21 protein-coding genes are annotated in these 24,366 nt (G+C 69.0%); 14 read left to right on the top strand and 7 right to left on the bottom strand.

Going from position 1 to position 24,366, the window contains the following annotated elements:
* Window positions 1–61: 61 nt before the first annotated feature.
* The 5 genes from EL338_RS24205 to EL338_RS24185 form a co-directional block, all read right to left on the bottom strand.
* A complete protein-coding gene (locus tag EL338_RS24205; RefSeq protein ID WP_126336063.1) occupies window positions 62–1,267 on the bottom strand; it encodes a thiolase family protein in 1,206 nt (401 codons plus the stop codon).
* A complete protein-coding gene (locus EL338_RS24200; protein ID WP_235666280.1) occupies window positions 1,264–1,689 on the bottom strand; it encodes a Zn-ribbon domain-containing OB-fold protein in 426 nt (141 codons plus the stop codon). Before EL338_RS24200 ends, EL338_RS24205 begins: the two co-directional genes overlap by 4 nt.
* 32 nt (window positions 1,690–1,721) lie before the next feature.
* On the bottom strand, window positions 1,722–3,281 hold the full coding sequence (locus tag EL338_RS24195; protein WP_126336062.1) for an AMP-binding protein: 1,560 nt from the start codon (window positions 3,279–3,281) through the stop codon (window positions 1,722–1,724).
* 100 nt (window positions 3,282–3,381) lie between these two features.
* A complete protein-coding gene (locus tag EL338_RS24190; protein ID WP_235666279.1) occupies window positions 3,382–4,818 on the bottom strand; it encodes a FadR/GntR family transcriptional regulator in 1,437 nt (478 codons plus the stop codon).
* Between the two features lie 16 nt (window positions 4,819–4,834).
* On the bottom strand, window positions 4,835–5,668 hold the full coding sequence (locus EL338_RS24185; protein ID WP_126336060.1) for an enoyl-CoA hydratase/isomerase family protein: 834 nt from the start codon (window positions 5,666–5,668) through the stop codon (window positions 4,835–4,837).
* A 202-nt stretch (window positions 5,669–5,870) separates the two neighbouring features.
* Here EL338_RS24185 and EL338_RS24180 point away from each other — a divergent pair, with 202 nt between their 5' ends.
* The 5 genes from EL338_RS24180 to EL338_RS24160 are packed head-to-tail and all read left to right on the top strand — an operon-like array spanning window position 5,871 to window position 12,821.
* Window positions 5,871–7,106, top strand: a complete 1,236-nt coding sequence (locus EL338_RS24180) for a cytochrome P450 family protein (RefSeq protein ID WP_126336059.1) — start codon at window positions 5,871–5,873, stop codon at window positions 7,104–7,106.
* Between the two features lie 21 nt (window positions 7,107–7,127).
* Window positions 7,128–8,399, top strand: a complete 1,272-nt coding sequence (locus tag EL338_RS24175) for an FAS1-like dehydratase domain-containing protein (protein WP_126336058.1) — start codon at window positions 7,128–7,130, stop codon at window positions 8,397–8,399.
* A complete protein-coding gene (locus EL338_RS24170) occupies window positions 8,396–9,241 on the top strand; it encodes an enoyl-CoA hydratase/isomerase family protein (RefSeq protein WP_235666278.1) in 846 nt (281 codons plus the stop codon). The genes EL338_RS24175 and EL338_RS24170 overlap by 4 nt, the downstream gene beginning before the upstream one ends.
* Window positions 9,238–10,683, top strand: coding sequence for a phosphotransferase family protein (locus EL338_RS24165; RefSeq protein WP_126336057.1), 1,446 nt, complete (start codon window positions 9,238–9,240; stop codon window positions 10,681–10,683). Before EL338_RS24170 ends, EL338_RS24165 begins: the two co-directional genes overlap by 4 nt.
* On the top strand, window positions 10,647–12,821 hold the full coding sequence (locus EL338_RS24160; RefSeq protein WP_126336056.1) for an acyl-CoA dehydrogenase family protein: 2,175 nt from the start codon (window positions 10,647–10,649) through the stop codon (window positions 12,819–12,821). Before EL338_RS24165 ends, EL338_RS24160 begins: the two co-directional genes overlap by 37 nt.
* A gap of 13 nt (window positions 12,822–12,834) precedes the next feature.
* On the opposite strand, the gene EL338_RS24155 is transcribed toward EL338_RS24160, so the two are convergent.
* The gene (locus EL338_RS24155; protein WP_126336055.1) at window positions 12,835–13,272 is read right to left on the bottom strand and encodes a Zn-ribbon domain-containing OB-fold protein; all 438 of its coding nucleotides are present in this window, start codon (window positions 13,270–13,272) and stop codon (window positions 12,835–12,837) included.
* A gap of 45 nt (window positions 13,273–13,317) precedes the next feature.
* Between EL338_RS24155 and EL338_RS24150 the strand changes: the two genes are divergently transcribed.
* Genes EL338_RS24150 through fadD4 form a run of 6 tightly spaced genes read left to right on the top strand, consistent with a single transcriptional unit; the run spans window position 13,318 to window position 20,506 of the window.
* A complete protein-coding gene (locus EL338_RS24150) occupies window positions 13,318–14,484 on the top strand; it encodes a thiolase family protein (RefSeq protein WP_235666277.1) in 1,167 nt (388 codons plus the stop codon).
* On the top strand, window positions 14,478–16,040 hold the full coding sequence (locus EL338_RS24145) for a class I adenylate-forming enzyme family protein (RefSeq protein WP_126336053.1): 1,563 nt from the start codon (window positions 14,478–14,480) through the stop codon (window positions 16,038–16,040). The genes EL338_RS24150 and EL338_RS24145 overlap by 7 nt, the downstream gene beginning before the upstream one ends.
* A gap of 11 nt (window positions 16,041–16,051) precedes the next feature.
* Window positions 16,052–16,906, top strand: a complete 855-nt coding sequence (locus EL338_RS24140) for a mycofactocin-coupled SDR family oxidoreductase (protein ID WP_126336052.1) — start codon at window positions 16,052–16,054, stop codon at window positions 16,904–16,906.
* 12 nt (window positions 16,907–16,918) lie between these two features.
* A complete protein-coding gene (locus tag EL338_RS24135) occupies window positions 16,919–17,923 on the top strand; it encodes an LLM class flavin-dependent oxidoreductase (protein WP_126336051.1) in 1,005 nt (334 codons plus the stop codon).
* Window positions 17,920–18,945, top strand: a complete 1,026-nt coding sequence (locus tag EL338_RS24130) for a spirocyclase AveC family protein (protein WP_163791916.1) — start codon at window positions 17,920–17,922, stop codon at window positions 18,943–18,945. Before EL338_RS24135 ends, EL338_RS24130 begins: the two co-directional genes overlap by 4 nt.
* Before the next feature lie 22 nt (window positions 18,946–18,967).
* Window positions 18,968–20,506, top strand: coding sequence for a fatty-acid--CoA ligase FadD4 (fadD4, locus tag EL338_RS24125; RefSeq protein ID WP_126336050.1), 1,539 nt, complete (start codon window positions 18,968–18,970; stop codon window positions 20,504–20,506).
* A gap of 6 nt (window positions 20,507–20,512) precedes the next feature.
* On the opposite strand, the gene EL338_RS24120 is transcribed toward fadD4, so the two are convergent.
* Window positions 20,513–21,190 (bottom strand): TetR/AcrR family transcriptional regulator, encoded by a 678-nt coding sequence (locus EL338_RS24120; protein ID WP_435404880.1) that lies wholly within the window; start codon window positions 21,188–21,190, stop codon window positions 20,513–20,515.
* Window positions 21,191–21,264: 74 nt separating this feature from the next.
* On the opposite strand from EL338_RS24120, the gene EL338_RS24115 reads away from it, so the two are divergent.
* The 3 genes from EL338_RS24115 to EL338_RS24105 all read left to right on the top strand — a co-directional run bounded on the left by EL338_RS24115 (window position 21,265) and on the right by EL338_RS24105 (window position 24,363).
* A complete protein-coding gene (locus tag EL338_RS24115) occupies window positions 21,265–21,630 on the top strand; it encodes a hypothetical protein (RefSeq protein ID WP_235666276.1) in 366 nt (121 codons plus the stop codon).
* A gap of 74 nt (window positions 21,631–21,704) precedes the next feature.
* A complete protein-coding gene (locus tag EL338_RS24110; protein WP_126332676.1) occupies window positions 21,705–23,108 on the top strand; it encodes an IS1380 family transposase in 1,404 nt (467 codons plus the stop codon).
* A gap of 199 nt (window positions 23,109–23,307) precedes the next feature.
* Window positions 23,308–24,363 (top strand): cytochrome P450, encoded by a 1,056-nt coding sequence (locus EL338_RS24105; RefSeq protein WP_126336048.1) that lies wholly within the window; start codon window positions 23,308–23,310, stop codon window positions 24,361–24,363.
* The last annotated feature ends 3 nt before the right edge of the window (window positions 24,364–24,366 follow it).

The raw sequence follows: 24,366 nt of genomic DNA, 5'->3' as shown, positions 1-24,366 counted from the left end.
GCGCCATCCTAACGTAGAGGATACTAATTTAGGGATTAGTTGCGAGGATCGCGGAAGGGGCTCAGGCCGCCTTCTCGAGAATGTGGATCCCGCAGGTCGACCCCAGCCCGATCACATGGGCCAAACCGACTCGGGCGCCGTCGATCTGGCGGTCGCCGGCCTCACCGCGCAGGTGCTGGCAGACCTCCCAGACGTTGGCGATACCGGTGGCCGCGATCGGGTGGCCCTTCGACTGCAGGCCGCCGGAGACGTTCACCGGCAGTCGACCGTCGCGCCAGGGGGCGCCGCTGTCGAAGAAGTCGACCGCCCCGCCCGGCTCGCACAGCCCGAGATTGTCGTAGTGCACCAGTTCCGCGGTGGCGAAGCAGTCGTGCAGTTCCACCAGGTCCAGATCCTCGGGACCGACGCCGGCGGCCTCGTAGGCCTGGGTGGCGGCGTTGCGGGTGACGGTGTTGACGTTGGGCAGCACCTGGCACGCCTGTTCCCACGGGTCGGTGGTCAACACCGACGCGCTGACCTTCACCGCGCGACGGCGCTGCTCGGGGGACAGCGTCCGCAGGCGTTCGTCGCTGGCCAGGACCGCGGCTGCGGCGCCGTCGCAGTTGGCCGAGCACATCGGCCGGGTGTTCGGGTAGGCGATCATGACGTCGTTCATGATCTGTTCGGCCGACATCGCTTTGGTGTGGGCGGCCAACGGATTCAACGTCGAATGGAAGTGGTTCTTCTCGCTGATCCGGGCGAACAACTCCAGCGGTGTGCCGGAGTAGGCGTGCCGATGCAGGTACTGCATGCCGATCTGGGCGAACACCCCGGGCATCAGATCGGTACCGATCTGCCCCTCCAGGGTGGTGACCGCGTCGAGTCGACCGCTGGGCTGCCAGCTCTTCGCGTCGCCGCGGGCCTTGTTGCCGGCGCCCAGCATGCCGGCGCCGGCCAGCTTTTCCGCGCCCAGCGCCAGTCCGAGGTCGGCCTCGCCGGCCTTGATGGCCAGCATCGCGGTCCGCAGGGCGGTGGCGCCGGTGGCGCACGCATTGGCGACGTTGAACACCGGGATCCCGGTCTGCCCGAGTTGTTTCTGCACGGCCTGCCCGTAGCCCGGCGAGCCCAGCAGGTTGCCCGCCGCGAAGATGTCGATGTCGGCGACGCTGACCCCGGCGTCGGTGAGCGCGGCGCCGGCCGCGTCGACCCCGAGTCCTACCGCGTCGCGGTCGGGCCGCTTGCCGAACTTCGTCATGGCGATGCCAAGGATCCAAACGTCGGAGCTCATCGCGCGTCCTCTCCCGAAGCGACCGGCCGGAATCCGAACCCGACCGCGGTGCGGCCCTCGTCGTCGGTGCCGATGTCGAAGGTGGTCAGTTGCAGGGGCATTCCGAACCGGACCCCGGCGGTGTTCGGCTCGACGTCGACGATGTTGGCCCGCACCGAGATGCCGTCGCAGTCGACCACGCCCGCGACGTAGGGGACGGCCACCCCGGGGGCGGCCACCTCGACCACGGTGAAGGTCTCCAGCGTGCCGGTGGTCGCCACGGGCTTGGTGGCGAAGGAGGTGCCGAAGCACGACGCGCACGCATCGCGGCGGTCGAAGTAGTAGGCCGCGCAGTTGGTGCAGACCGCGACGTTGAGATGGGGCGGGTCGGCCAGTTCCAGATAGCCGACGATGGGGATGGGCATGGGGATGGTGTCGCTCATGGCGGGTAGTGCTGCCTTCCTGTGTGAAGGGTTCAGACCTGGCGGCCCGCGCCGGCCCAGTAGGAGTCGCGGATCTGGCGTTTGACCAACTTGCCGGCCTCGGTGCGCGGCAGGGCGGCATCGAAGTCGACGGTCCGGGGACACTTGAAGCTCGCCAGTCGGTCCCGGCAGTAGCCGATGATCTGGTCGGCCAGCGCGTCGGAAGGTTCGGTGCCGTCGAGCAACTCGACGACCGCCTTGACCTGTTCACCCCATTCGGGGTCGGGCACGCCGATCACCGCGACATCGGCGATGGCGGGGTGGCTGGCCAGCACGCCTTCCACCTCGGCCGGATAGATGTTGACCCCGCCGCTGATGATCATGTCCTTGGCGCGGTCGCAGATGAACAGGTAGCCGTCCTCGTCGAGATACCCCACGTCGCCGATGGTGAAGGCGGCGCCGCGGTGCACCGAGGCGGTCAGCGTGGCGTCGTTGCGGTACTCGAAGCTCTGCCCGTCGGTCCGTTCGATGTAGACATCGCCGATCTGGTCGGGGCCCAGTTCGTGACCGTCGTCGTCGAGGATCTTCACCCGCACGCCCCGGATCGGGCGGCCCACGGTGCCGGGCTTGGCCAGCCAGCGGTGCGGTTTGGCGACGGTCGCGGGCCCCTCGGTGCCGCCGTAGGTCTCCCAGATGACCGGGCCCCACCAATCCATCATTTCCTGTTTGACCTGGGTCGGGCATGGCGCCGCGGAGTGCACCACCGACCGCAGGCTGCTCAGGTCGTAGCGGTTGCGAACTCCCGCGTCCAGCTTGAGCATCCGGACGAACTGGGTCGGCACCATGTAGGCCGACGTCACGCGGTGGCGCTCGATGGCCGCCAGGGTCTGCTCCGGGTCGAACTTGCCGAGGATCGCCAGGGCCTGCCCGACGTTGAGGGCGCCCAGGTAGAAGCTCTGGCAGCCGGCGTGGTGCATACCGGTCGACACCAGGTGGGCCCCGTCGAAGGGGCGGAAGTCGAATGCGCGCCCGAAGACCGCCAGCGCGTTGGCGGCCTCGCCCGGATCTCGCCCGTCCAGCGGGCGCACGATGCCCTTGGGCTTGCCGGTGGTGCCCGAGGAGTACCGGATGGCGTCGCCCTGGGTGCGCTCGGCCGGCGGTGTCGTGGGCGCAGCGGCCAGGAAGTCCGCCTCGGTGAGGAATCCGGCGGCGGGCCCGCCCACCACGATCTCGAGCCCGATGTCGGTGGGTGCGGCCGTGAATCGGTCGAGGTAGTCGGCGTGCGCGACCAGGGCCACCGCACCCGAATGGGCCAGGATGGCGGCGAACTCCTCGGGGGACAGCGCGGTGTTCAGCGTCAGGTAGCGCAACCCGATCTCGCTGGTGCCCAGTTGCCAGATGACCGCGTCCACGTCGTTGGGCAAGGCGTAGGCGACCACGTCGCCCGGGCGCAGGCCGTGGGACTGCAGCGCGTTGGCCACGCGGTGGGCCGCGGCGGTCAGTTCGGCGAAGGTCAGCGTCCGACCGCTCGGCGACGCGACGATGGCCGGGGCCTCCGGGTGATCTTCGGCGATCCACCACACCCCGAGGCGTCGATCCCACGGATGCTGCATCCACCCTCCTCATTCAATTAGATAGAACAGTATCCTCAACTATCGAATCTGGGAAGACCCGGGTTCGACGGCAGGGTTCGACGGCAGGGCGGCGCGGCGCTCAGGTCGGCGGCGACGCGGTCGCGTTCATGTGCGCCCGCATCCGCATCACGGCCAGCTCGGCGTCACCGGCGCGCAGCGCCTCGGTGATGTCGCGGTGCGCCGGCTCGATGGCCGCCGGCTCCGAGATGGCGTTGACCCGCGGGTTCGCGGTGGCCAGCTGAGAGAAGAACTGCCAGCCCAGCCGCATCGTGACCCGGTGTAACAACTGCAGAGCCGGGTTGCCGGTGAGGCCGCCGAGCACCGAGTGGAAATCCTCGCCGCGGCTGAACGCCAGCGCGAAGCCCAGTTCGGATTCGGCCCGCAGGGCCTGGGTGAGGTCCGCGGCCATCGCCTCGAGCTCGGCGGCCGGGGCGGCGCGCAGCTGCTCGGCCGCACGCTCGGTCACCGCCAGCTCCAGGCCCGTGCGCAGGTCGCTGATGTGGCGCAGTTTGACGCCGCGCCGCCGCAGGTAGATGGCGATGATCTCGGCGAGCGCGGTGCTGTCCGGTTCGGCGACGAACAGGCCGCCGCCGGGACCCCGCCGGGTCAGCGCGATCTGGTGGTACTCCAGGATCCGGATGGCCTCGCGGACCACGGCCCGACTGGCCTGGTGTTTGTCCATCAACGCGGTCTCGGACCCCACGAAGTTGCCGGGGGCGGCGCCGCTGCTGATGATCTCGGTGAACAGCTGACGCGCCAGGGCCTCGCCGCGCTTGTCGCCGAGCGAGCCGGCCAGCGCGACGGCGGGGTCCAGCCGCTGCACGGTGTCGGGCTGGGCGCGGATGAAGTCCGCCTCGGCGCCGAGGTGGCGGCGCATCCGTTCGCGCGCCAGGCCGGGATTGTTGGTCAGGATCGCCTTGGCGATGGCATCGTGCGCCCGGCAGACGTCGCGGACCACCGACTCGGGCAGCGCCGCGCGGTCCGCGAAGTAGAAGTTGCTCACCCGGGCGAAGGTCTCGACGAACAGTTCCAGCACGGGGTTGGCGGTCAGCGCCGCGACGTGCGAATGCAGCAGGCGGTAGTCGGGGACCTCGCCGGCCGCCTCGCGTTCCAGCGTCCGCCGCAGCAGGGCCAGATCGCTCTCGCCGGCCCGCTGCGAGGCCAGTTCGGCGGCCAGTTCCTCGAGCAGGATGCGGGTGTCGAAGATCTGGTCGAGCGTGGCGTCGACCCGCAGCAGGTAGATGATCGCGGGGCCGATGACCGCGTCGATGTCGGGCTCGTCGATCACCAGGCCACCGCCGGTGCCCCGGCGCATGCGGGCCACCCGCTGGTGCTCCACCAGGCGCACCGCCTCGCGCAGGACGGCCCGGCTCACGCCGTACCGTTCCAGCAGTTCCGCCTCCGAGCCGAGGACCTGCCCGACGGGCCAGCCCAGCTCGATGACGTCGGCGACGATCTGCTCGGCGGCCCGCCCGGCGAGTTTGGCCTGCCGCGAATCGATTCGCGGCGCGATCATGTCCTGACTCACTGCGTCACCGGTAGGCCGGCCGCCCGTTGCGGCGCGGCGCGGCCCGCCGCTCGGCCAGCGGGGGGTTGCCGATGTGGGTGTAGGCCATGCCGTTCTGCAGCGCGGTGGAACGCGTCATGTCTAAAGATTCCCATATCGCGCGGATGGTGCCCTGGATCGCTTGCGGGTTGCGCGCCGCGATCTGGCCGGCGATGTCGTTTGCTCGGGCCCACAGATCGTCGCGGGCCACCACCTCCGACACCAGCCCGATGCGCAGCGCGGTCTCCGCCGAGATGCGTTCCTCGGTGCCCATCAGCGCCCAGCGCAGCACCTCCCCGAGCGGGACGCCGCGGTGCAGCATCCCGATCGGCTCCAGCGCGGAGACGATGCTGCCGTTGGCGTGCGGGTCGAAGAACGCCGCGTCCTCGGAGCAGATCACGATGTCGGACTCGTTGATCAGGTACTGGGCGCCGCCGGCGGCCAACCCGTGCACCGCGGTGACCACGGGTTTCCAGCAGCGGTGATGGATCTTCGGGGACACCAGCATCCCCGGGTCGAAGGTGTTCCACACGTTGCTCCGGAAGAACCAGCTGCCGTCGCCCTTGACGTCGACGCCGGTGCAGAACGCGCGGTCGCCGACGGCCCGCAGCACCGCGACGTGGATGTCGTCGGTGTCGCGCACCGTCTCCCAGGCCCAGGTCAACTCGGCGGCCATTCGGCCCGAAATGGCGTTCAGGGCGTCCGGCCGGTTCAAAGTGATGGTGGCGACGTGGTCCTCGACGCCGAATTCGATGGCCTCCAACGAGCCGATGCCCGGGGGTTCGGGGTCCAGTTCGTCGCGGGGGGTAGCGGGAATCATGGAAATCAGTGTACTAATAAACCGACGCCGAATGACGGGTAATGCGGGAGAGCGCGATGGAGCACCGGAACCCAGGGGTCGACAGCCCCAGCCGGCCCACCGCCGCCTACCGCCGGTCGGTCGGTGTACCCGAGGAACTCTGGTGTGGCGATTTCGAACTGAAGAAGGACGTGCGTGAGTTGGGGCTTCGATGGGAGTAACTATGTCCAAACGAGTTGGCACGCTGGAGATCACCCATCTCGGTAGTCGCGAGATGCTCGACACTCCACATGAGCGCTATGCGTATCTGCGTGCGAACGCCCCGGTGTCCTGGGGGACCGCGCCGCTGACGCTGCCCGGTAAGGGTGGCTTCCTGTTGACCCGCTACGACGACGTCAACTTCCTCTTCACCGATGAACGGTTCTCCACCGACATCATCAAGAACACCTCGGCGGGCAAGTACTCGTGGCTGTTGCCCCCGAGCATCCGGATGCTCACCCAGACCATGGTGTTCAAGGACGACCCCGACCACAAGCGCCTGCGCACGCTGGTGCACAAGGCGTTCACCCCGAAGCTCGTCAGGACCATGGCGCCCGATATCGCCAAGATCGCGGAGAAGTTGGCCGACGAGGTGGCCGTCAAACGCGAGGTGGACCTGGTCCACGACTACGCGGTTCGGCTGCCGCTGGCGGTGATCGCCACCATGCTCGGCGTCGCCGACAAGGACCGCGACCGGTTCCACGTGATGGTGGAGAAGTTGGGCACCGACACCGGCAAGCCCAGCGCCAGGCTGCGCAGTGCGGCGACCATGATGAAGCTGTCGAAGATGTTCGCGGAGATGATCGAGGATCGGCGGATCAACCCGGGCGAGGGTCTGATCTCCGAACTCGCGCGGGCCAACGAGGGCGGCGACCGGCTCACCCACAAGGAAACCGTCGCGATGGTGTTCCTGTTGCTGCTCGCCGGCCACGACACCACCGCCAACCTGATCGGTAACAGCGTCCTGGAGCTCGTGCAGAACCCGGATCAGTTGGAGCTGTTGCGGACTCAGCCGGAGTTGTTGGAGACCACGGCGCTCGAGGAGCTGCTGCGCTACACCTCGCCGGTGGCCGACGGCGCCGCGCGGGTGGCCATGGAAGATCTCGAGATCGCCGACGTGCCGATCCCCAAGGGCTCACAGCTGCTGGGGGTCATCACCTCGGCCAACCGCGACGAGGCGCATTTCGAAAACCCCCAGGCGCTGGATCTGACGCGAAAGCCCAACAAGCACTTGTCATTTGCCTCGGGAATTCACTATTGCCTGGGCCATCAGCTGGCCCGCCAGGAGGGCCGGATCGCCCTGGCCGCACTGCTGGAGCGGTTCAACAACTGGGAACTGGCGGTGCCGGCCGAGACCTTGCGCTACAAGCCCACGGTGACGCTGCGGGGCTTGACCAAACTACCGATACGGATGTACTGAGATCACCGGGAAGAGCAGACGATGACGCAGACCGACCAAACCCACGACTTCGATCACGCGATCAAGGACGAGGACATCGAGCGGGCCAAGCTGCTGCTCGGCATCGATGCCCCGATCAGCATCGATGAACATCACCGCGAGCTGAGCACCGACGCCATCCGCCAGTTCGCCATCGGCTACGGCGACGACAACCCGCTGTACGTCGATCCGGACTACGCCCGGGACACCCGCTGGGGTGGTCCGATCGCGCCCCCGATGATCCACTGCGCGCTGTCGCGCAAGATGCTCGGGGACCCGATTCCCGAGGACATCCGCAAGGCGACCCGGGGATTGTTCTCCGGCATCCACCTTTTCGTCTCCGGGCAGGACACCGAGTGGTTCCTGCCGGTGCGGCCGGGTGATCAGCTGTTCGGCTTCGGCGGCATGGAGACCACCGAGGTCAAGAACAGCGAGTATGCCGGTCGCTCCGTCATCCGGATCCGCCGCGTGGTGCGCATCAACCAGCGCGCCGAGGTCGTCGCGATCGAGCGCACCATCCTGATCGCCACCGAACGCAAGAAGTCCCGCGAGCGCGGCAAGTACATGAACCTCGAGCCGGGGACCTACACCGACGAGCAGATCGCCGAGATCGACGAGATCTACGCGGCCGAGGGGCCGCGCGGCGCCGAACCGCGTTACTACGAGGACGTCCAGGTGGGTGAGGCCCTGCCGAAGATGGTGAAGGGGCCGCTGACGCTGACCGACATGATCTCCTTCCATGCGGGCGGCTACGGGTTCGGTCCGTACGGAATCGGCGGCGCCCGAGTGGGTTACAAGAATCGGCAGCGCGTGCCGAAGTTCTACATCAAGAACGCCGCCGGCATCCCCGACGTGGCGCAGCGCCTGCACTGGGAGAACGAGTGGTCGCAGTCGATCGGCAATCCGATGGCCTACGACTACGGCGTGATGCGGGAGTGCTGGCTGACCCACTACCTGACCGACTGGATGGGTGACGACGGCTGGCTGGTGCGCCAGCACGACGAGATGCGCAAGTTCAACTACATCGGTGATACCCAGTTCATCACCGGCGAGGTGGTCGGCAAGCGCATCGAAAACGGTAACGGCGTCGTCGATGTCGAGTTCCGCGCCACCAGCCAACGCGGCGAGGTCACCGCGCCGGCAACCGCGACGGTCGCGCTGCCGAGCCGGGAACTCGGACCCGTCGTGCTGCCACTGCCGGACGAGGCCACTCGCCGCAAGGCCGTGGCGATGATGGAGCGCCACAACGAATTGGCGCACGGTACCAAGCGGTGACCCAGGTGGGCGGGGCCGCCGCGACGGTGGACACCGGCACCGACACGGTGCGGGCCGAGATCGTCGACCGGGTCGGCGTGATCACCCTCAACCGCCCCCACCGGCGCAACGCCCTGCACGTCGAGATCTACGCTGCCGTACCGAGTCTGCTCGAACGGTTCGCCGCCGACGACGACATCGGTGCGGTGCTCATCACCGGCGCCGGCGGGGCGTTCTGCGCGGGCGGCGATGTGCGCGACGGCGGGTCGGCCAAGCTGGTGGCCACCGACGATCCGGAGGACCTGGTGCGCACCCGCGCCGAACTCCTGACCGAGCACGCCCGCATGGTCACGCTGCTGCACGCCATGCCGAAGGTGACCATCGCGGCCCTGCCCGGGGCGGCGGTCGGTGCGGGCATGAGTATCGCGCTGGCGGCGGACCTGCGCATCGCCGCGCGTTCGGCGCGGCTGGTCCCGGGGTGGTCGAAGCTGGCCTTCTCCGGCGATTTCGGCGGTGCCTGGTTCCTCACCCACCTGGTGGGCCCGTCCAAGGCGCTGGAGTTGCTGATCACGGATGCACCGATCGACACCGAGGCCGGCACGCGGCTCGGATTGTTCAATCGGGTGGTCGAGGACGACGAGCTGCCCTCGGCGGCGCTGCGCTGGGCCGCCGAGATCGCCGCCGGCCCCACCTATGCCTACGCCGGAACCAAGAACAATGTGCTCGACGCCCGGCGCCTCCCGCTCGAGGAGGCGTTGCCCCTCGAGAGTGAGCGCATGGTCCGGTGCAGCATGACCCAGGAACACCGCGACGCGGTGCAGCGATGGATGGCCAACTCGGCCAAGACGAAGACGAGGAAATGAGCAAGCAGCCCAGGGTGATTCCGGAGGAGATCCGCACGTGGATCGGCGAGGTCACCGGTGCGCACCGGGTGGACACCAAGCAGGTGTCGGGCGGCGCCAGCCGACAGGCCTGGTTCGTCGACGCGGAGACCGAGGCGGGACCGCGCGAGCTGTTCCTGCGGTATGACCCGCGCGAGCCCACCCCGGGCGGCGCCTTTCATCCGCTGCAGATCGAGGCGGAGATCATCGCCGAATTGCACCGGCACGGTGTGCAGGTCCCGCGCGTGCTGGCCGCGCACCCCGTGGCCCAGGCGGTGCTGATGGAGCGCGTCGGCGGGGACACCTGGTTCCGGCTGATCAAGGATGAGGGAGAGCAGGTCCGCACGGCGCAGGACTTCATCGCCAAACTGGCCGCCTTGCACCGCATCGACGCGGGTGCGCTGAACATCCCCGGGTTGGGCCCCGCCGGCCCGGTCGCCGACCATGTGCGCGCGGAGATCGCGGCCATGCGCGCCCGCGTCGACCGCTATGGCAAGCCGGCGCCGCTGCTGCGGTTCTGCATCGACTGGCTGGAACGCAACATCCCCGACTACGACGGGCCCACCGTCCTGGTGCAGGGTGACACCGGGCCCGGCAACTTCATGTACTCCGGGGGCACCGTCACCGCGATAGTGGATTGGGAACTGGCACATTTCGGCGATCCCATGGATGACATCGCCTGGTTGTCACTGCGCACGGTGCAGGACACCTTCACCGACTTCCCGGCCCGCCTCGCCGAGTACGAGCGGCTCTCCGGGCACCGGATCGACGAAGACCGGGTGTGGTACTACCGCCTGTTCGCCGAGACCCGGCTGGCCTCGATCAGCCCCGCGACCGTCGACGTCCGGGCCTCGGCGCCGGCGGGCTCGCCGGACGCGGGCAACAGCCTGATCTACGGCATGCTGCACCGCCGGTTGCTGGTCGAGGCGCTGGCCCACGTGGTCGGCATCCCCGAGGTCTGGGTCGACCTGCCCGATGACGAGCGCGTCTCGGAGTACACCTCGGTGTACGACGCGGCGGCGGCCGCACTGTCCGGAGCGGTCGAGCGATCCGAGGACGTGCTGGCGATCCGCTACGTCAAGGGTGCCGCGCGCCTGGTGAAGTTCCTCGCTGAGGTGGACCGGGTGGGCGCGGAGGTCGATGCCGCCGAAATCGCCGAATTGGCAGGCTTTTTGAACAGGACACCGGCGTCGGTGTCCGAGGGTCGGGCCGCGCTCGCGGACCTGGCGGGTCGTGGCGCGCTCTCGGAGCACGACTACGTGGCGCAGCTGTGGCGCGGCATCAAGCGCGACGACTATCTGACCCGGACGGCCTCCGGCGCGTTGCGCCGTCGAAGCTGGCCGCCGCTCTCGCACGCAGAAGAATCCACCGAAGGAGATCAGGACCGTTGGGCATCGCAATCACTGAAGACCACCGCGAACTAGCCGACGTCGCACGGGCGTTCCTCGAGGCGCGCAAAGCGCGCAGCTCGGCACGCGCCTTGTTGGAGGCGAAAACCGAGGAACGTCCGGACTTCTGGGCCGAGCTGGCCGGCCTGGGCTGGCTCGGACTGCACGTGCCCGAGGAGTACGGCGGCGCCGGGGTCGGCCTTCCGGAGTTGGTGGCGGTGGTCGAGGAGTTCGGCGGCGCCGTCGCGCCGGGACCCTTCGTCCCCACCGTCATGGCCTCGGCGATCATCGCCGCGACCGGCAGCGCCGAGCAGCGGACGCGGTGGTTGCCCGGCCTGGTCGACGGGACGGTGACCGCCGGGGTCGGACTGGACGCGCAGGTCACCGTCGACGGCGACCGGGTCTCGGGTGACGGGCCGGTGGTGTTCGGTGCCGGCCTGGCGGATCTGTTGCTCCTGATCGCCGGCGACGACGTCCTGGTCCTCGACGCGGGCGCCGCCGGGCTCACCCTCGACGTGCCGGCCAACCTCGACCCCACCCGGCGCTCGGGCCGGGTGGACCTCGCCGGCGTCGCACTTGCCGGCGCCGACGTCATCGAGGGCGGGGCCGCGCTGGCGGTGGCCCTGGTGCGCACCATCGCGGCCGCCGAAGCCGTTGGCGGAGCGCAGGATTGCCTGGCCGCGGCGGTCGACTACGCCAAGGTCCGCGAGCAGTTCGGCCGGACCATCGGCACCTTCCAGGCCATCAAGCACCACCTGGCCAACATGTTGGTGGCCGCGGAGAAGGCCACCGCGACGGTGTGGGACGCGGCACGGGCGGGCGTCGACGGCTCCGGCGACGAGGAATTCGAGCTGATGGCGGCCGCGGCGGCCACCCTGGCCTTCGACGCCTACGTGCACAACGCCGAGCTGAACATCCAGGTGCACGGTGGGATCGGCTTCACCTGGGAGCACGACGCGCACCTGCATCTGCGCCGCGCGTTGACCACCCGTGGCCTGTTCGGCGGCCGGCGCGCCCCCGCCGATGTGTACGAACTGACGGGCAAGGGCGTGGTCCGGGCCAACTCGATCGACCTCCCCCCGGAGGCCGAGGAGGTGCGCAGCGAGACCCGGCGCGAGCTCGCGTCGTGGGCCGACCTGGACGACAAGCGGCTGCGGGAACGGATGATCGAGACCGGCTACCTGATGCCGCACTGGCCCAAGCCGTGGGGCCGGGCCGCGGATGCGGTGGAGCAGCTGGTCATCGAGCAGGAGATGGCCGCGGCCGGGATCACCCGCCCGGACCTCGGCATCACCAGCTGGAACGTCCTCACCCTGATCCAGCACGGCAGTCCCGAACAGATCGAGCGCCTGGTGGCGCCCGCGCTGAGCGGGGAGCAGGTGTGGTGCCAGCTGTTCTCCGAGCCGGGCGCCGGCTCCGACGCCGCGGCGGTGAGCACCAAGGCGGTGCGGGCCGAGGGCGGCTGGATTGTCAACGGGCAGAAGGTCTGGACCAGCGGTGCGCAATACTGCCAGCTGGGTCTGGCCACGGTCCGCACGGATCCGGAGGCGGCCAAGCACGCCGGCATCACCATGATGATCATCGACATGAGCGCACCGGGTGTCGAGGTGCGCCCGCTGCGGCAAATCACCGGGGCCTCCGAGTTCAACGAGGTCTTCCTCACCGATGTCTTCGTGCCGGACCACGATGTCGTCGGCACCCCCAACGACGGTTGGCGGGTCGCGCGCGCCACGTTGGGCAACGAGCGGGTGAGCATCGGCGGGGGCGGGGTTTCCGCCAGCAAGGGTGCGGTGGCCGCGATCGTCGATGTGACGCAGCGCTACGGCGAACGAGTGGCGGGCGCCGCCGAACGGGCGGGGCAGTTCCTGGCCGACGAACATGCGCTGCGGCTGCTCAATCTGCGCCGGGTGGCCCGCAGCGTCGCCGGTTCCGAACCGGGGCCGGAGGGCAACGTGACCAAGCTGCTGATCGCCGAGCACGTGGTGGACCGGGCCCGCCAGACGGCCGAGCTGTACGGACCCGACGTCGCGCTGCTCAACGCTCCCGCCAAGGTGGCCGGCCTGTTGGTGCTCGGTTCCCGGGGGATGACGATCGCCGGGGGCACCTCCGAGGTGACCCGCAATCAGATCGCGGAGCGGATCCTCGGGTTGCCCCGGGACCCGCTCATCAAGTGAGGCCGCGGTGGGTTCAGGGGGCGGGTGCGAAGACCGGGACGAACACCGTGTCGTGCTGTTCGAAGCGCACCCGCACCCGCATGCCCGTGGTGACCGCGGCGGGCTCCACGTCCACGATGTTGGCGACCAGGCGCAGATCGGACTGCTCGTCGAGTTCGACCAGGGCGATGACGAAAGGTGTTGGGACGGCGGGATTGAACTGCTGGTGGGCGACGGTGTAGGTGAACACCGTGCCGTTGCCCGACACCGCCTCGAACTCGAGGTCCGCGCCGCAGTCCCGGCACGTGGCGCGGGGCGGGTGCAGGTAGCGGCGACAGGTGGGGCAATGCGCGATACGTAGTTCGCCCGCGGCACCGGCGGTCCAGAACGGACGGGAGGTGTCGTCGAGTTCGGGCAGCACCCGAGGGGCGGGGGTCAAGGCCGGCGATTCGGGAGAATGCGTCACCCCCATAGAGTACACTGAATTAACTTGATTGACCGTTGAAGGGAATCGATGGTGGGTTCAGCACGAGCCGCCGTGATCTCGGGTACCGGGATCTCACAGGTCAAGCGCCGCAGCGGGATCCCCGCGCTGACGCTGACCGCGGAGGCCGCCACCGCCGCCATCGCCGACGCGGGCCTGACGCCCGCCGACATCGACGGCGTCAGCACGCTGGGGGATGTGCCCGCCGACGAGGCGGCCGCCCACCTGGGTCTCGGCGCGGTCGGTGAGTTCGGCGACCCGTTCGGGCCGAGCGGCCTGCTGCAACCCGTCGTGCAGGCCTGCGACGCCGTCACCGAGGGACGTGCCCGCCACGTACTGGTCTATCGCACGGTGCAGATGATGGGCGGCACCGCCGACGCCGGGCCGCCGAAGCGCGCCGGGGCCAAGTCGGATGCGGCCAAGAAGGCCGCCGCCGGAGCCGGGGAGATCGGCCAGCTGTTGGCCGCCCACGCCTACTCGGCGGCCAACTGGCTGGCCTTGCATTGCCGACGACACATGGATCTTTACGGCACCACCAAGGAACAGCTCGGCTGGATCGCGATCAATGCCCGGCGCAACGCCGCGCGCAATCCGCTTGCGGTGTACCGGGACCCGATCACCATGGAGCAGTACCTGAGCGCCCGCCCCATCTCGTCACCGCTGGGCCTGCTGGACTGCGACGTGCCCGTCGATGGGTCCATCGCGGTCGTGGTGTCCACCCCCGAGCACCGCGCCAACACCCCGCACGGGGCCGTGACCGTCGAGGCCACCGGCGGCGCCCCGGGAACCGGCGGCTGGACGGGCCGGCCGGACTATCCGAAGATGGCGGCCACCGACGCCGCCGCCGACATGTGGTCGAAGACCGACCTGCGGCCCGCCGACGTGGATGTCGCCGAACTCTACGACGGCTTCAGCTATCTGACCCTGGCCTGGTTGGAGGCGCTGGGCTTCTGCGGCGACGGCGAGGGCGGCCCGTTCGTGGCCGGTGGTGAGCGCATCGCCCCGACGGGCGAGCTTCCGCTGAACACCTACGGCGGTCAGCTCTCGGCGGGCCGGATGCACGGCTACTGGGTGCTGCACGAGGCGTGCCAACAACTTCGGGGCCGCGCCGGCCCGACCGCGCTGCCGCGCCGGCCCGAGGTGGCCGTGGTCTCCGCCGGCGGCGGCCCGATCGCGGGATGTGTGCTCCTGTCATGTTGACCGCCACCGTCGCCGACGAGATCCGCGCCGCCGCGCGGCAGTACCCCCGCACGCCCGTGCAGATCCACAGCGCCGTCAACCCCGACCGCACCACCCTGGGCGAGTTGTTCGACGAAAGTCGCCGGATGGCGGCCGGTTTGACCGATCTCGGGGTGCGCCCCGGCGACGTGGTGGCCCTGCAGTTGCCGAACTGGCGGCAGTGCTTCGTCGCGCACGCCGCCACCTGGTTGTGCGGTGCGGTGGTGTTGCCGATCGTGCCGATCTACGGCCCCGCCGAGGTGGCGTTCATCGTCCGGCAGTCCGGTGCGCGCGCGCTGATCCTCGCCCGCGAACTGCGAAACCGGGACGCCGGCGCCACCTTGAGCGCGGTGGCCGAGGCCGGGGGAGTGGACCTGCGCATCCTGGTCGGGGATCCGCTGCCGGGCACGGTGTCCTACGCCGAGTTGACCGACGTCGCACCCATCGGCTCGGACCCGGTGCCCGTCGACCCGGCCGACCGATGTCTGCTCGTGTACACCTCGGGCACCACGGCGCAGCCCAAGGGCGTGCAGCACACGCACGCGAGCCTGCTCGGTGAGATCCGGTCGATGGACGAAATACGCGCGGCCGGACCGGAACTCACCACGCTGTCGCTGTTCCCGTCCGGACACATCGCCGGGACGCTGGGCATCCTGCGGATGTTCTGCCGGGCCAACACCACGTTGGCGATGGATGCCTGGAACCCCGAGTTGGCGGCGCGGCTCATCGACCAGCACGGCGTGGCGGCCTCCGGCGGCGCGCCGATCCATCTCGGCGGCATCCTCGACGTCGCCGAACGGGACGGCCTGGACCTGTCCAGCCTGCGGGAGTTCACCACCGGGGCCGCCGGGGTGGCCGGCGCCCTGATCCGCCGGGCCGACAAGCACGGCGCGGGCGCCTTCCGCTGCTACGGATCCTCCGAACACCCCACCGTGAGTTCCGGCCGACCCGAGGACGCGCTGGACAAGCGCGCCGACACCGACGGCCGGATCACCCCCGGCACCGAGGTGCGCATCGTCGACGATGTGGGGCGCGATGTCGAAAGTGGGTGCGCGGGTGAGATTCTGACCCGCGGCCCCGATCAGTTCGTCGGGTACACCGGCGGGGAGCACACCGCCGCGGCCATGGTCGACGGCTGGTTCCGCACCGGCGATGTGGGCCGACTGGACGCCGAGGGCTACCTGACCATCACCGACCGGAAAAAGGACATCATCGTCCGCGGCGGCGAGAACATCTCCTCGAAAGAGGTCGAGGACGTCCTCAGCAGCCATCCCGCGATCGCCGAGGCGGCCGCGGTGGGCGCGGCCGACGCCACCTACGGGGAACGGGTCTGCGCGTTCGTCGTCGTCAACGCCGGACAGCGGTTCGGCCTGGTCGAGGCCGCCCAGCACTTCACCGAGTGCGGACTGGCCCGGCAGAAGACCCCGGAGCGGATCGTCGTCGTCGACGAACTGCCCCGGACCGCCAGCGGCAAGGTGCAAAAGCACCTGCTGCGCGCGCAATTGCAGGCAAGCAACCAACCAACGAACGCGAAGTGAGGATCTGTCAGATGGGGCGAGTTGAGGACAAGGTCGTACTGGTCACCGGCGCGGCGCGCGGGCAGGGCCGCCGCCACGCCGTGCGCCTCGCCGAGGAGGGTGCGGACGTGATCCTGTTCGACATCTGCGGCGACATCGAACACAACAGCTACCCGCTGGCCACCGAGGACGATCTGCAGGAGGCCTGCCGCGAGGTCGAAAAGGCCGGGCACCGCGTGGTTTCCGCCGCCGTCGACGTCCGTGACCGGGCCGCGCTGCAGGACGCGCTGGCCGCCGCTGTCGCCGAACTGGGCAAGCTCGACGTGGTGGTGGCCAACGCCGGCATCTGTCCGCTGGGCGACGGACAACCGATCGGGGCCTTCGCGAACGCCTTCGACGTCGACTTCCTCGGCGTGGTCAACACCGTCCACACCGCGCTGCAGCACCTGACGGCCGGGGCGTCGGTGATCACGGTGGGTTCGGTGGCCGGTCTGCTGGCCGAAAAGGCCGGGCCCGGCGGGGCGATGGGCCCGCAGGGCACCGGCGGTGCCGGCTACAACCTGGCCAAGCAATTCATCGACAAGTACACGATGGCGTTGGCGGGTCAGCTGGCCCCGCTGTCGATCCGGGCGAACGTGATCCATCCGACCAACGTCAACACCCCGATGCTGCACAACGAGCAGATGTACAAGATGTTCCGGCCCGACCTCGAACATCCGGGCCTCGACGACGCCATCCTGACCTTCCCGATGATGCAGGGCATGCCGATCCCGTTCGTGGAGCCCGAGGACATCTCGAACGCGGTCTGCTACCTGGCCTCCGACGAGTCGCGGTACGTCACCGGTGTGCAACTCAAGGTCGACGCCGGCGCCAGCCTGAAGTTCTGACGGGGCGTGCCGATGAGGTGGGGATTGCCGTGGCCGGGCGCAGAATTGGCCGCCGACGCCGAACGAGCCGGCGCGGAAGCGTTCTGCGCCGGTGAGTTCGCCGACGCCAACGCGTATGTGACGGCCTCCGAGATGGCCCACGCCACCACCGTGGCCCGCTCCGGGCCGGGCATCGCCTACGCCTTTGCGCGGTCCCCGTTCGTGCATGCCGCCGCCATGCGCCAGTTGCACAAGATCGCACCGGGCCGCGTCTTCCTCGGGCTCGGTGCCGGGACGGCGCGGATGAACCGGGACTGGTTCGGCGTGGACTCGTCACACCCGGCGCCGCGGATGCGGGAGCTCGTCACCTGCATCCGTGCGTTCCTCGAGGCCGAGGACGGCCAGCGGATCCGGTTCGACGGCGACTACTACTCGCTGGACGCGGCGGTGCGCGCACCGGTGCTGGGCCGCCTCGAGGTGCCGATCCTGCTGGGCGCCTTCAACATCCACATGCTGCGCACGGCCGGCGCGGTGGCCGACGGGGTGCTGGGCCACGGCCTGTTCACCGACCGTTGGTGGGACGAGGTCGTCGACCCGCAACTGGCCCTCGGTGCGCAGCGGGCCGGCCGCGACGGCGCCGAGTTGTTGCGGTGGGGTTGGGTGATCACCGCCGTCGACGACGAGAACCCCGAGCGCGCGGTCGAGGAAGCCAAGCGACAGATCGGCTTCTACCTGACCGTCAAGACCTATGACGCGTTGGTCGAGTTGCACGGCTGGCAGGACCAGGTGGCGGCCATCCGCGCCGAGTTCACCGGCGGGGACCCGCGCAACCTCGGCCGCCACGTCAGCGACGAGATGCTGCGGGCGATGGCGGTCTGCGGGGACCGCGCGCAGGCCCGGGAGATGCTGGCCGAGCGCACTCGGCTACCCGACCTCGGATTCCTCTCGCCACCAGGGTTTCTGGTGAGCCCACGGCGCCGGAGATTCTACGGCGCACAAACAGCCGAACTGTTCGGACAGATTGGAGCGGTGCAGTGACCACAGAACAAACCACCAGACCCGAGTCGGAGAACTTCGACCGGCTCTGGACCGGCGCCAAGGATGCGCCGCCGATCGTCTGGCTGGCCCGCCTGGGCGCGGTGTTCGTGATCTTCCAGACCTATGTGTATCTGCGGTGGGTCTTCTCCGACCGGTTCGCGCCGTCGCCGAACGGACCCGACGAGATCCCCGGCTCGACGATGGCCTGGATCCGGTTCTGGGAGATCGGCTGTCTGGTGCTCGGCGTGGTCCTGTTCTGGTGGATCATCCGAAAGATGCGCCGCGAGCGGCAGTTCCCCACGCTCGGCGTGTTCGTCTTCGCCTGGCTGCTGGCGGCCTGGCAGGACGTCGGCGTGAACGCGGTCCGGCCCGTGTTCGGCTACAACGGCGGCTTCTTCAACATGGGCACCTGGGGCGAGTTCATCCCGGGGTGGGTGGAGAAGGGCAACGAGAACCCGCAGCCCATCATCTACTTCCTGGCCAGCTACATCGTCCTGACACCGCTGGCGATCATGGGTATCGACAAGCTCATCGAGACGGTGCGCAAGCGGTTCCCGCGGATCAACAAGGCCGGCGTGATCGTGTTCATGATCGCGCTGTTCACGTTCCTGTGCATCACGCTGGAGCAGTTCTTCCATCGGATCGGCGCGTGGCACTACCTGCGGGTCAACGACGACTGGTCGATCTTCACCGGCACCATGTACCAATTCCCGTTGTACGAAGGGGTGTTCTTCGGCGGGGTGGTGACGGTGCTGTCCATCGGCATCTACTGCTTCCGGGACAACGACGGCATGATGATCACCGACAAGGGCATCGACCAGATCCGCTCCACGCGCTGGCTGCCGGTGATCCGGATCCTGGCGCTGACCGCGGTGTTCAACCTGATCATGATGGTGTTCATGCTGGGCTTCAACTTCATCAACCAGCACGCCAATATCCAACCGGCCGAGGATGTTCCGAGCTACGTGCACCACGGGATGTGCGGCATCGACCCGAACCCGCCGTGCCCGGTGCAGCCGTGACCGAGGCAGCGACGCGCTAGCGATGCAGATTCGTCAGTGGGTCGATTCCGGGCGGCCGGCGGTGATCCTGCATCCCGCCGGCCACCGGATCAGCTTCGCCGAACTCGAGGCGCGGGCCAATCGCCTGGCCCATCACTTCCGGGCGGCGGGACTGCGCGAGGGGGACACCGTCGCGGTGCTCATGGAGAACAACGAGCACATGCACGCGGTGATGTGGGCGGCCCGTCGCTGCGGGCTGTACTACACCACCATCAACACTGCCCTGACCGCCGCCGAGGTCGCCTACATTCTGGTCAACAGCGCGGCCAAGGGCATCGTCTCCGCGCGGGCCCGGCGCGCGGTGTGCGCCGAGTTGGCGGCGCACCTACCGGACGGGCTGCCGGATCTGCGACTGTTGGCCGACGACGATCTCGACGGCTGGCAGCGCTATCCGGAATGCGTGGCCCGGCACCCGGATACGCCGATCGCCGACGAGTCCGAGGGCGACCTGCTGCAGTACTCGTCGGGAACGACGGGGCGGCCCAAGGGGATTCGGCGGGAGCTGCCGCAGTGCTCGCCGGAGGCCGCGGGCATCATGCTCAGCCCGCTGCTCAACGCGGCCGGCATCGACGGCGACGCGGTGTACCTGAGCCCGGCGCCGCTCTATCACACCGCGCCGTCGTACTGGTCGATGTCGGTGCAGGCGCTCGGCGGCACCGCGGTGGTGCTGGAACGCTTCGACGCCGAGCAGGCCCTCGCCGCCATCGAACGCTATCGGGTCACCCACGGGCAGTTCGTCCCGACCATGTTCGTCCGGATGCTCAAGCTCGACCCGGCCGTCCGGGACCGCTATGACGTGTCCAGCCTGCGACGCGTGGTGCATGCCGCGGCGCCGTGCCCCACCGAGATCAAGCGGCAGATGATGCAGTGGTGGGGTCCCATCGTCGACGAGTTCTACGGCTCCTCGGAAGGGGTTGGGGCGTCGTTCATCCGGGCCGAGGAGTGGCTGGCCCACCCGGGGTCGGTCGGTCGCCCGCTGGGTGGGCGGGTGCACATTCTCGGCGAGGACGGAGCCGAGTTGCCGCCCGGGGAGCCCGGCGAGATCTTCTTTGAGGGGGCGGCCCGGTTCAGCTACCTCGGGGACGCGGCCAAGACCGCGGCCGCGCACAACGCCGACGGCTGGGTCAGCGTCGGCGACATCGGTTACCTGGACGACGAGGGCTATCTGTATCTGACCGACCGCCGACACCACATGATCATCTCCGGTGGGGTCAACATCTATCCGCAGGAGGCCGAGGACCTGCTGATCAGCCACCCCCTGGTGCTCGACGCCGCGGTGTTCGGCATCCCCGACCCGGCCATGGGACAGTCGGTGAAAGCCGTGGTGCAGACCGTGGATCCGGCGTCGGCCACCGGCGAGTTCGCCGCAGAGCTCGGCGCGTGGCTGCGGGACCGGCTGGCGCACTACAAGTGCCCGCGCTCCATCTCCTTCGCCGCGCAGTTGCCCCGCACCGAGTCCGGGAAGCTGCTGAAGGCGGGTCTGGTGGCGCAGTACGCCGACGAGTTGGTGCCGCAGCGGTAAGGCCACTCAGGCCGGGTCGTCCGCGCGTTGCCGGGCGAGGGCGACGGCCCCCTCCCCGGTGAGTAGCCACAGCGTCGTGAGGCTCTCCACGAGTTCGTCGTGGGTGACGCGCGCGCGGCCGTCGAGGTAGGCCAGCACGGCGTCGGCGGTCCCGCCGATCATGAACGCCGGCGCCACCTGCGCCAGCGGATCGGATTCGAGGCGCACATCGTGCACCGTGCGCGCGTGCCCCACCAGCACCGCCGTCAGGCGGCGGATCACCCGGGCCCGATGCCGATGCTGGGCCGTCGAGCCCACCGCGACCCCGCCGAGCAGCACCCGGGCCCGACGGGGATCCTCGGTCAGCGTGCGCACCACCGCGGCGACCGCGCTCCGCGCCTGCTCCTCGACCTCGTCGGTCGCGCCCAGGGCGGCCAGCGCCGCGGTTTGCACGTCCTCGGCGATGTCGTCGATGGACGCGGCCGCCACCGCGTCGAGGTCGGTGAAGCCCTCGTAGAAGTAGCGCTTGTTCAGACCGGCTGCCGCGCACAGCTTCTCGACGGTCACCAGGCGCCACTCGCCGTCGGTCATCAAGTCGATCGCGGCGTCGATCAGGCGAGCCCGGCGTTCGGCGCGCCGCGCGGCCGCGGGCTGACCGCGATAACTCCGCGCCGCCGGGGCGTCATTCCTTGACAACCGTCTCACCTATCTGGCACCGTTCTGTACCAACAATCTGGAACCGAAATGTACCAGAATTGCGTGACTCGCAGGAGGTCAGCATGACCGCCCTATTGCCACCGGTGAACGCCACGGCCAAGCACCGACTGCAATCCGCCGCGGCCGCGGTGACCGCGCGCTATCCCAGCCACGAACGTCCGCTGGCCGCGCCACCCCCGGGATCGGGGCTGCGGCCGGTGCTGGGCACCTACGGTTTCCCGGTCCTCGGTCACATCCTGAGCACGCTGGCCGATCCGCTGCAGTTCGCCCGCGATCGCTATCAGCGCTACGGCCCGGTGTGGTGGGCCGGCGGGGTCGGTTTCCGGGTGGTCTCCCTGATGGGGCCCGAGGCGCTGGAGACCGCGTGGATCAACAAGGATAAGCCTCGTTCCACCGATGAACTGGCTGGTCATGGGGTGTCGGAATGAGGAAAGTGCCCTCTGAACTGTGATGATGAGTGTTCCTTACGCACTTATCGGCACAACTCGGAAAGGCACTTCCGGTGCAAGTGTCCCACAGGTTCACCGCGTCGTCGGCGGTCTTCGATGATGCCCATCTCGTGTCGTGTGCAGGGTTGGTGCCGGTGATGACACTGGCCACCCAGACCGGGCTGTCAAGGCTGCTGGCCGACAAGGTTCGCATCGCCGAACCGCGAATCAAATCCGGGTCGGCAAACCCGGCGCCGAAGCTGACGACGCTGATCGCCGGGATGTGCGCCGGCGCTGACGGTATCGACGACCTCGATATCGTGCGCTCAGGCGGGATGAAGACGTTGTTCGACGGTGTGTACGCACCCTCGACCATCGGAACCCTATTGCGGGAGTTCACCTTCGGCCATGCCCGACAACTCGAATCAGTTCTGCGGGAGCACCTGGCCGAACTGTACCGACGCGTCGATCTGTTGCCCGGCGCCGAAGAGCGGGTGTTCATCGACGTCGATTCACTGCTGCGCCCGGTCTACGGCCACGCCAAACAGGGCGCCTCCTACGGACACACCAAGATCGCCGGGAAACAGATCCTGCGTAAAGGCCTCTCGCCACTGATCACAACGATCAGCACCGCCACCGCCGCCCCGGTGATCACCGGGGCACGGCTGCGCGCAGGCAAGACCAACTCCGGCAAGGGCGCAGCCCGCATGATCGCCCAGGCCGTGGCGACCGCCCGCGGCGCCGGGGTCACCGGCCAGATCCTGGTCCGCGGTGATTCCGCCTACGGCAACAGCACCGTCGTGGCAGCCTGCCGCCGTGCCGGCGCACGGTTCTCACTCGTGCTCACCAAATCGACCACCGTCGCTGCGGCAATCGCCTCGATTCCCGACGATGCCTGGACCCCGGTCAAATACCCCGGCGCCGTCCGCGATCCTGACACCGGCGCATGGATCTCTGACGCCGAAGTCGCCGAAACCACCTATACCGCTTTTGGTTCCACCAACCATCCGGTCACCGCCCGGCTGATCGTGCGCCGCGTCAAAGACGCCCGCTACCCAGATGCACTATTCCCGGTGTGGCGGTATCACCCGTTCTTCACCGACACCGACGAACCCGTCGACACCGCCGACATCACCCACCGCCGCCACGCCATCATCGAGACCGTGTTCGCCGACCTCATCGACGGACCCCTGGCCCACATGCCCTCAGGACGCTTCGGGGCGAACTCGGCCTGGATCCTGTGCGCCGCGATCGCCCACAACCTGCTGCACGCCGCCGGCATCCTGGCCGGCGGCGCCCACGCAGTCGCACGAGGATCAACGTTGCGGCGGCGCCTCATCACCATCCCCGCCCGACTGGCCCGCCCCCAACGCCGGCCGATCCTGCACCTACCACAGCATTGGCCGTGGGCACAGCACTGGCTCACACTGTGGCGCAACACCATCGGATACAGCCCACCTGCACCCACATCAACCTGATCATCTGCCGAAAGGCCCAACCGGAGCACACAGGAAAAGCTGGAGCAGACCAGCCGATACCACCTGCTCACCGCCAAAGTCGACCATCAACAGCCACCCCCAGCACAGCCACCCAATCCATCAGTGGATCGAGGATAAGGCGTTCTCCAGCACGAAGGGCTGGGCACCGGTCATCGGACCGTTCTTCCACCGCGGCATCATGCTGCTGGACTTCGACGAGCACCGCGACCACCGCCGCATCATGCAGCAAGCCTTCACCCGCAGCGCCCTGGACGGCTACCTGGACCTGATGCGGCCCGGTATCGTCCGGACCGTCACGAGTTGGCCCAGCGCCCAACGCTTTCCGTTCTACCCCTCGGTGAAGCGGCTGCTGCTCGACCAGTCCGCCGAGGTCTTCGTCGGCGCCCAGATCGGTGCGGAATCGGAGCAACTGGCGGCCGACTTCCACGCGACCGTGTGCGGCGGTCAGGCCATTGTCCGCGCCGACGTCCCGGGTGGTGCCTGGGCCCGCGGCCTGCGGGCGCGCGAACGCCTCGAACGGTACTTCGGTGACCAGTTGCCCGCCCGCCGCGCCGGCGACGGGACCGACCTGTTCTCCATGCTGTGCCGCAGCCGCGACGAGGACGGCGAACGCTTCACCGACGCCGACATTGTCAACCACATGATCTTCCTGCTGATGGCGGCGCACGACACCAGCGCCATCGCCCTCTCCATGCTGGTCTACGAACTGGCGCGAAACCCGCAGTGGCAACACCACCTCCGCGACGAGGTGCTCGACAACGCCGACGACGAGATCGACATCGACTCCCTGGCGCGCTATCCGGTGCTCGACGCGGCCGTCAAGGAGATCCTGCGGATGTACGCCCCGGCCGGCACGCTGTTCCGGCAGGCCGTCAAGGACACCGAGGTGGTCGGTCACTACATCCCGCGCAACACGCAGGTGGCCATCAACGTCTACGGGTCGATGCGCCTGGCCGATTGGTGGCCGAACCCGGATCGGTTCGATCCCGGCCGGTTCCTGGCCGGCGCCGACGCGAGCGCGGTCCACCGGTACGCGTTCGCGCCGTTCGGCGGCGGGGTGCACAAGTGCATCGGCCAGCACTTCGCCGACATGAACGTCAAGAAGATCATGCATCAGCTGCTGCGGCACCACGAATGGCGCGTGCCCGACAGCTACCGGATGCAGCTGACCTGGGGGACCGGGCCCACCCCGGCCGACGGCCTGCCGATCACGCTGCGTCGCCGCGGGGTTTAGAGT

Origin of the sequence: Mycolicibacterium chitae (assembly GCF_900637205.1) — a bacterium.
Classification (GTDB): Bacteria; Actinomycetota; Actinomycetes; order Mycobacteriales; family Mycobacteriaceae; genus Mycobacterium; species Mycobacterium chitae.
Note: the sequence above shows the minus strand (reverse complement) of the source record. Positions and strands in the feature narration are given on the sequence as shown.

Bases quoted from the DNA above. Each gene is read 5' to 3' on its own strand.
- EL338_RS24205 (WP_126336063.1), bottom strand. From the start codon at position 1,267: ATGAGCTCCGACGTTTGGATCCTTGGCATCGCCATGACGAAGTTCGGC.
- EL338_RS24200 (WP_235666280.1), bottom strand. From the start codon at position 1,689: ATGAGCGACACCATCCCCATGCCCATCCCCATCGTCGGCTATCTGGAA.
- EL338_RS24195 (WP_126336062.1), bottom strand. From the start codon at position 3,281: ATGCAGCATCCGTGGGATCGACGCCTCGGGGTGTGGTGGATCGCCGAA.
- EL338_RS24190 (WP_235666279.1), bottom strand. From the start codon at position 4,818: ATGATCGCGCCGCGAATCGATTCGCGGCAGGCCAAACTCGCCGGGCGG.
- EL338_RS24185 (WP_126336060.1), bottom strand. From the start codon at position 5,668: ATGATTCCCGCTACCCCCCGCGACGAACTGGACCCCGAACCCCCGGGC.
- EL338_RS24180 (WP_126336059.1), top strand. From the start codon at position 5,871: ATGTCCAAACGAGTTGGCACGCTGGAGATCACCCATCTCGGTAGTCGC.
- EL338_RS24175 (WP_126336058.1), top strand. From the start codon at position 7,128: ATGACGCAGACCGACCAAACCCACGACTTCGATCACGCGATCAAGGAC.
- EL338_RS24165 (WP_126336057.1), top strand. From the start codon at position 9,238: ATGAGCAAGCAGCCCAGGGTGATTCCGGAGGAGATCCGCACGTGGATC.
- EL338_RS24155 (WP_126336055.1), bottom strand. From the start codon at position 13,272: ATGGGGGTGACGCATTCTCCCGAATCGCCGGCCTTGACCCCCGCCCCT.
- EL338_RS24145 (WP_126336053.1), top strand. From the start codon at position 14,478: ATGTTGACCGCCACCGTCGCCGACGAGATCCGCGCCGCCGCGCGGCAG.
- EL338_RS24140 (WP_126336052.1), top strand. From the start codon at position 16,052: ATGGGGCGAGTTGAGGACAAGGTCGTACTGGTCACCGGCGCGGCGCGC.
- EL338_RS24135 (WP_126336051.1), top strand. From the start codon at position 16,919: ATGAGGTGGGGATTGCCGTGGCCGGGCGCAGAATTGGCCGCCGACGCC.
- fadD4 (WP_126336050.1), top strand. From the start codon at position 18,968: ATGCAGATTCGTCAGTGGGTCGATTCCGGGCGGCCGGCGGTGATCCTG.
- EL338_RS24115 (WP_235666276.1), top strand. From the start codon at position 21,265: ATGACCGCCCTATTGCCACCGGTGAACGCCACGGCCAAGCACCGACTG.
- EL338_RS24105 (WP_126336048.1), top strand. From the start codon at position 23,308: ATGCTGCTGGACTTCGACGAGCACCGCGACCACCGCCGCATCATGCAG.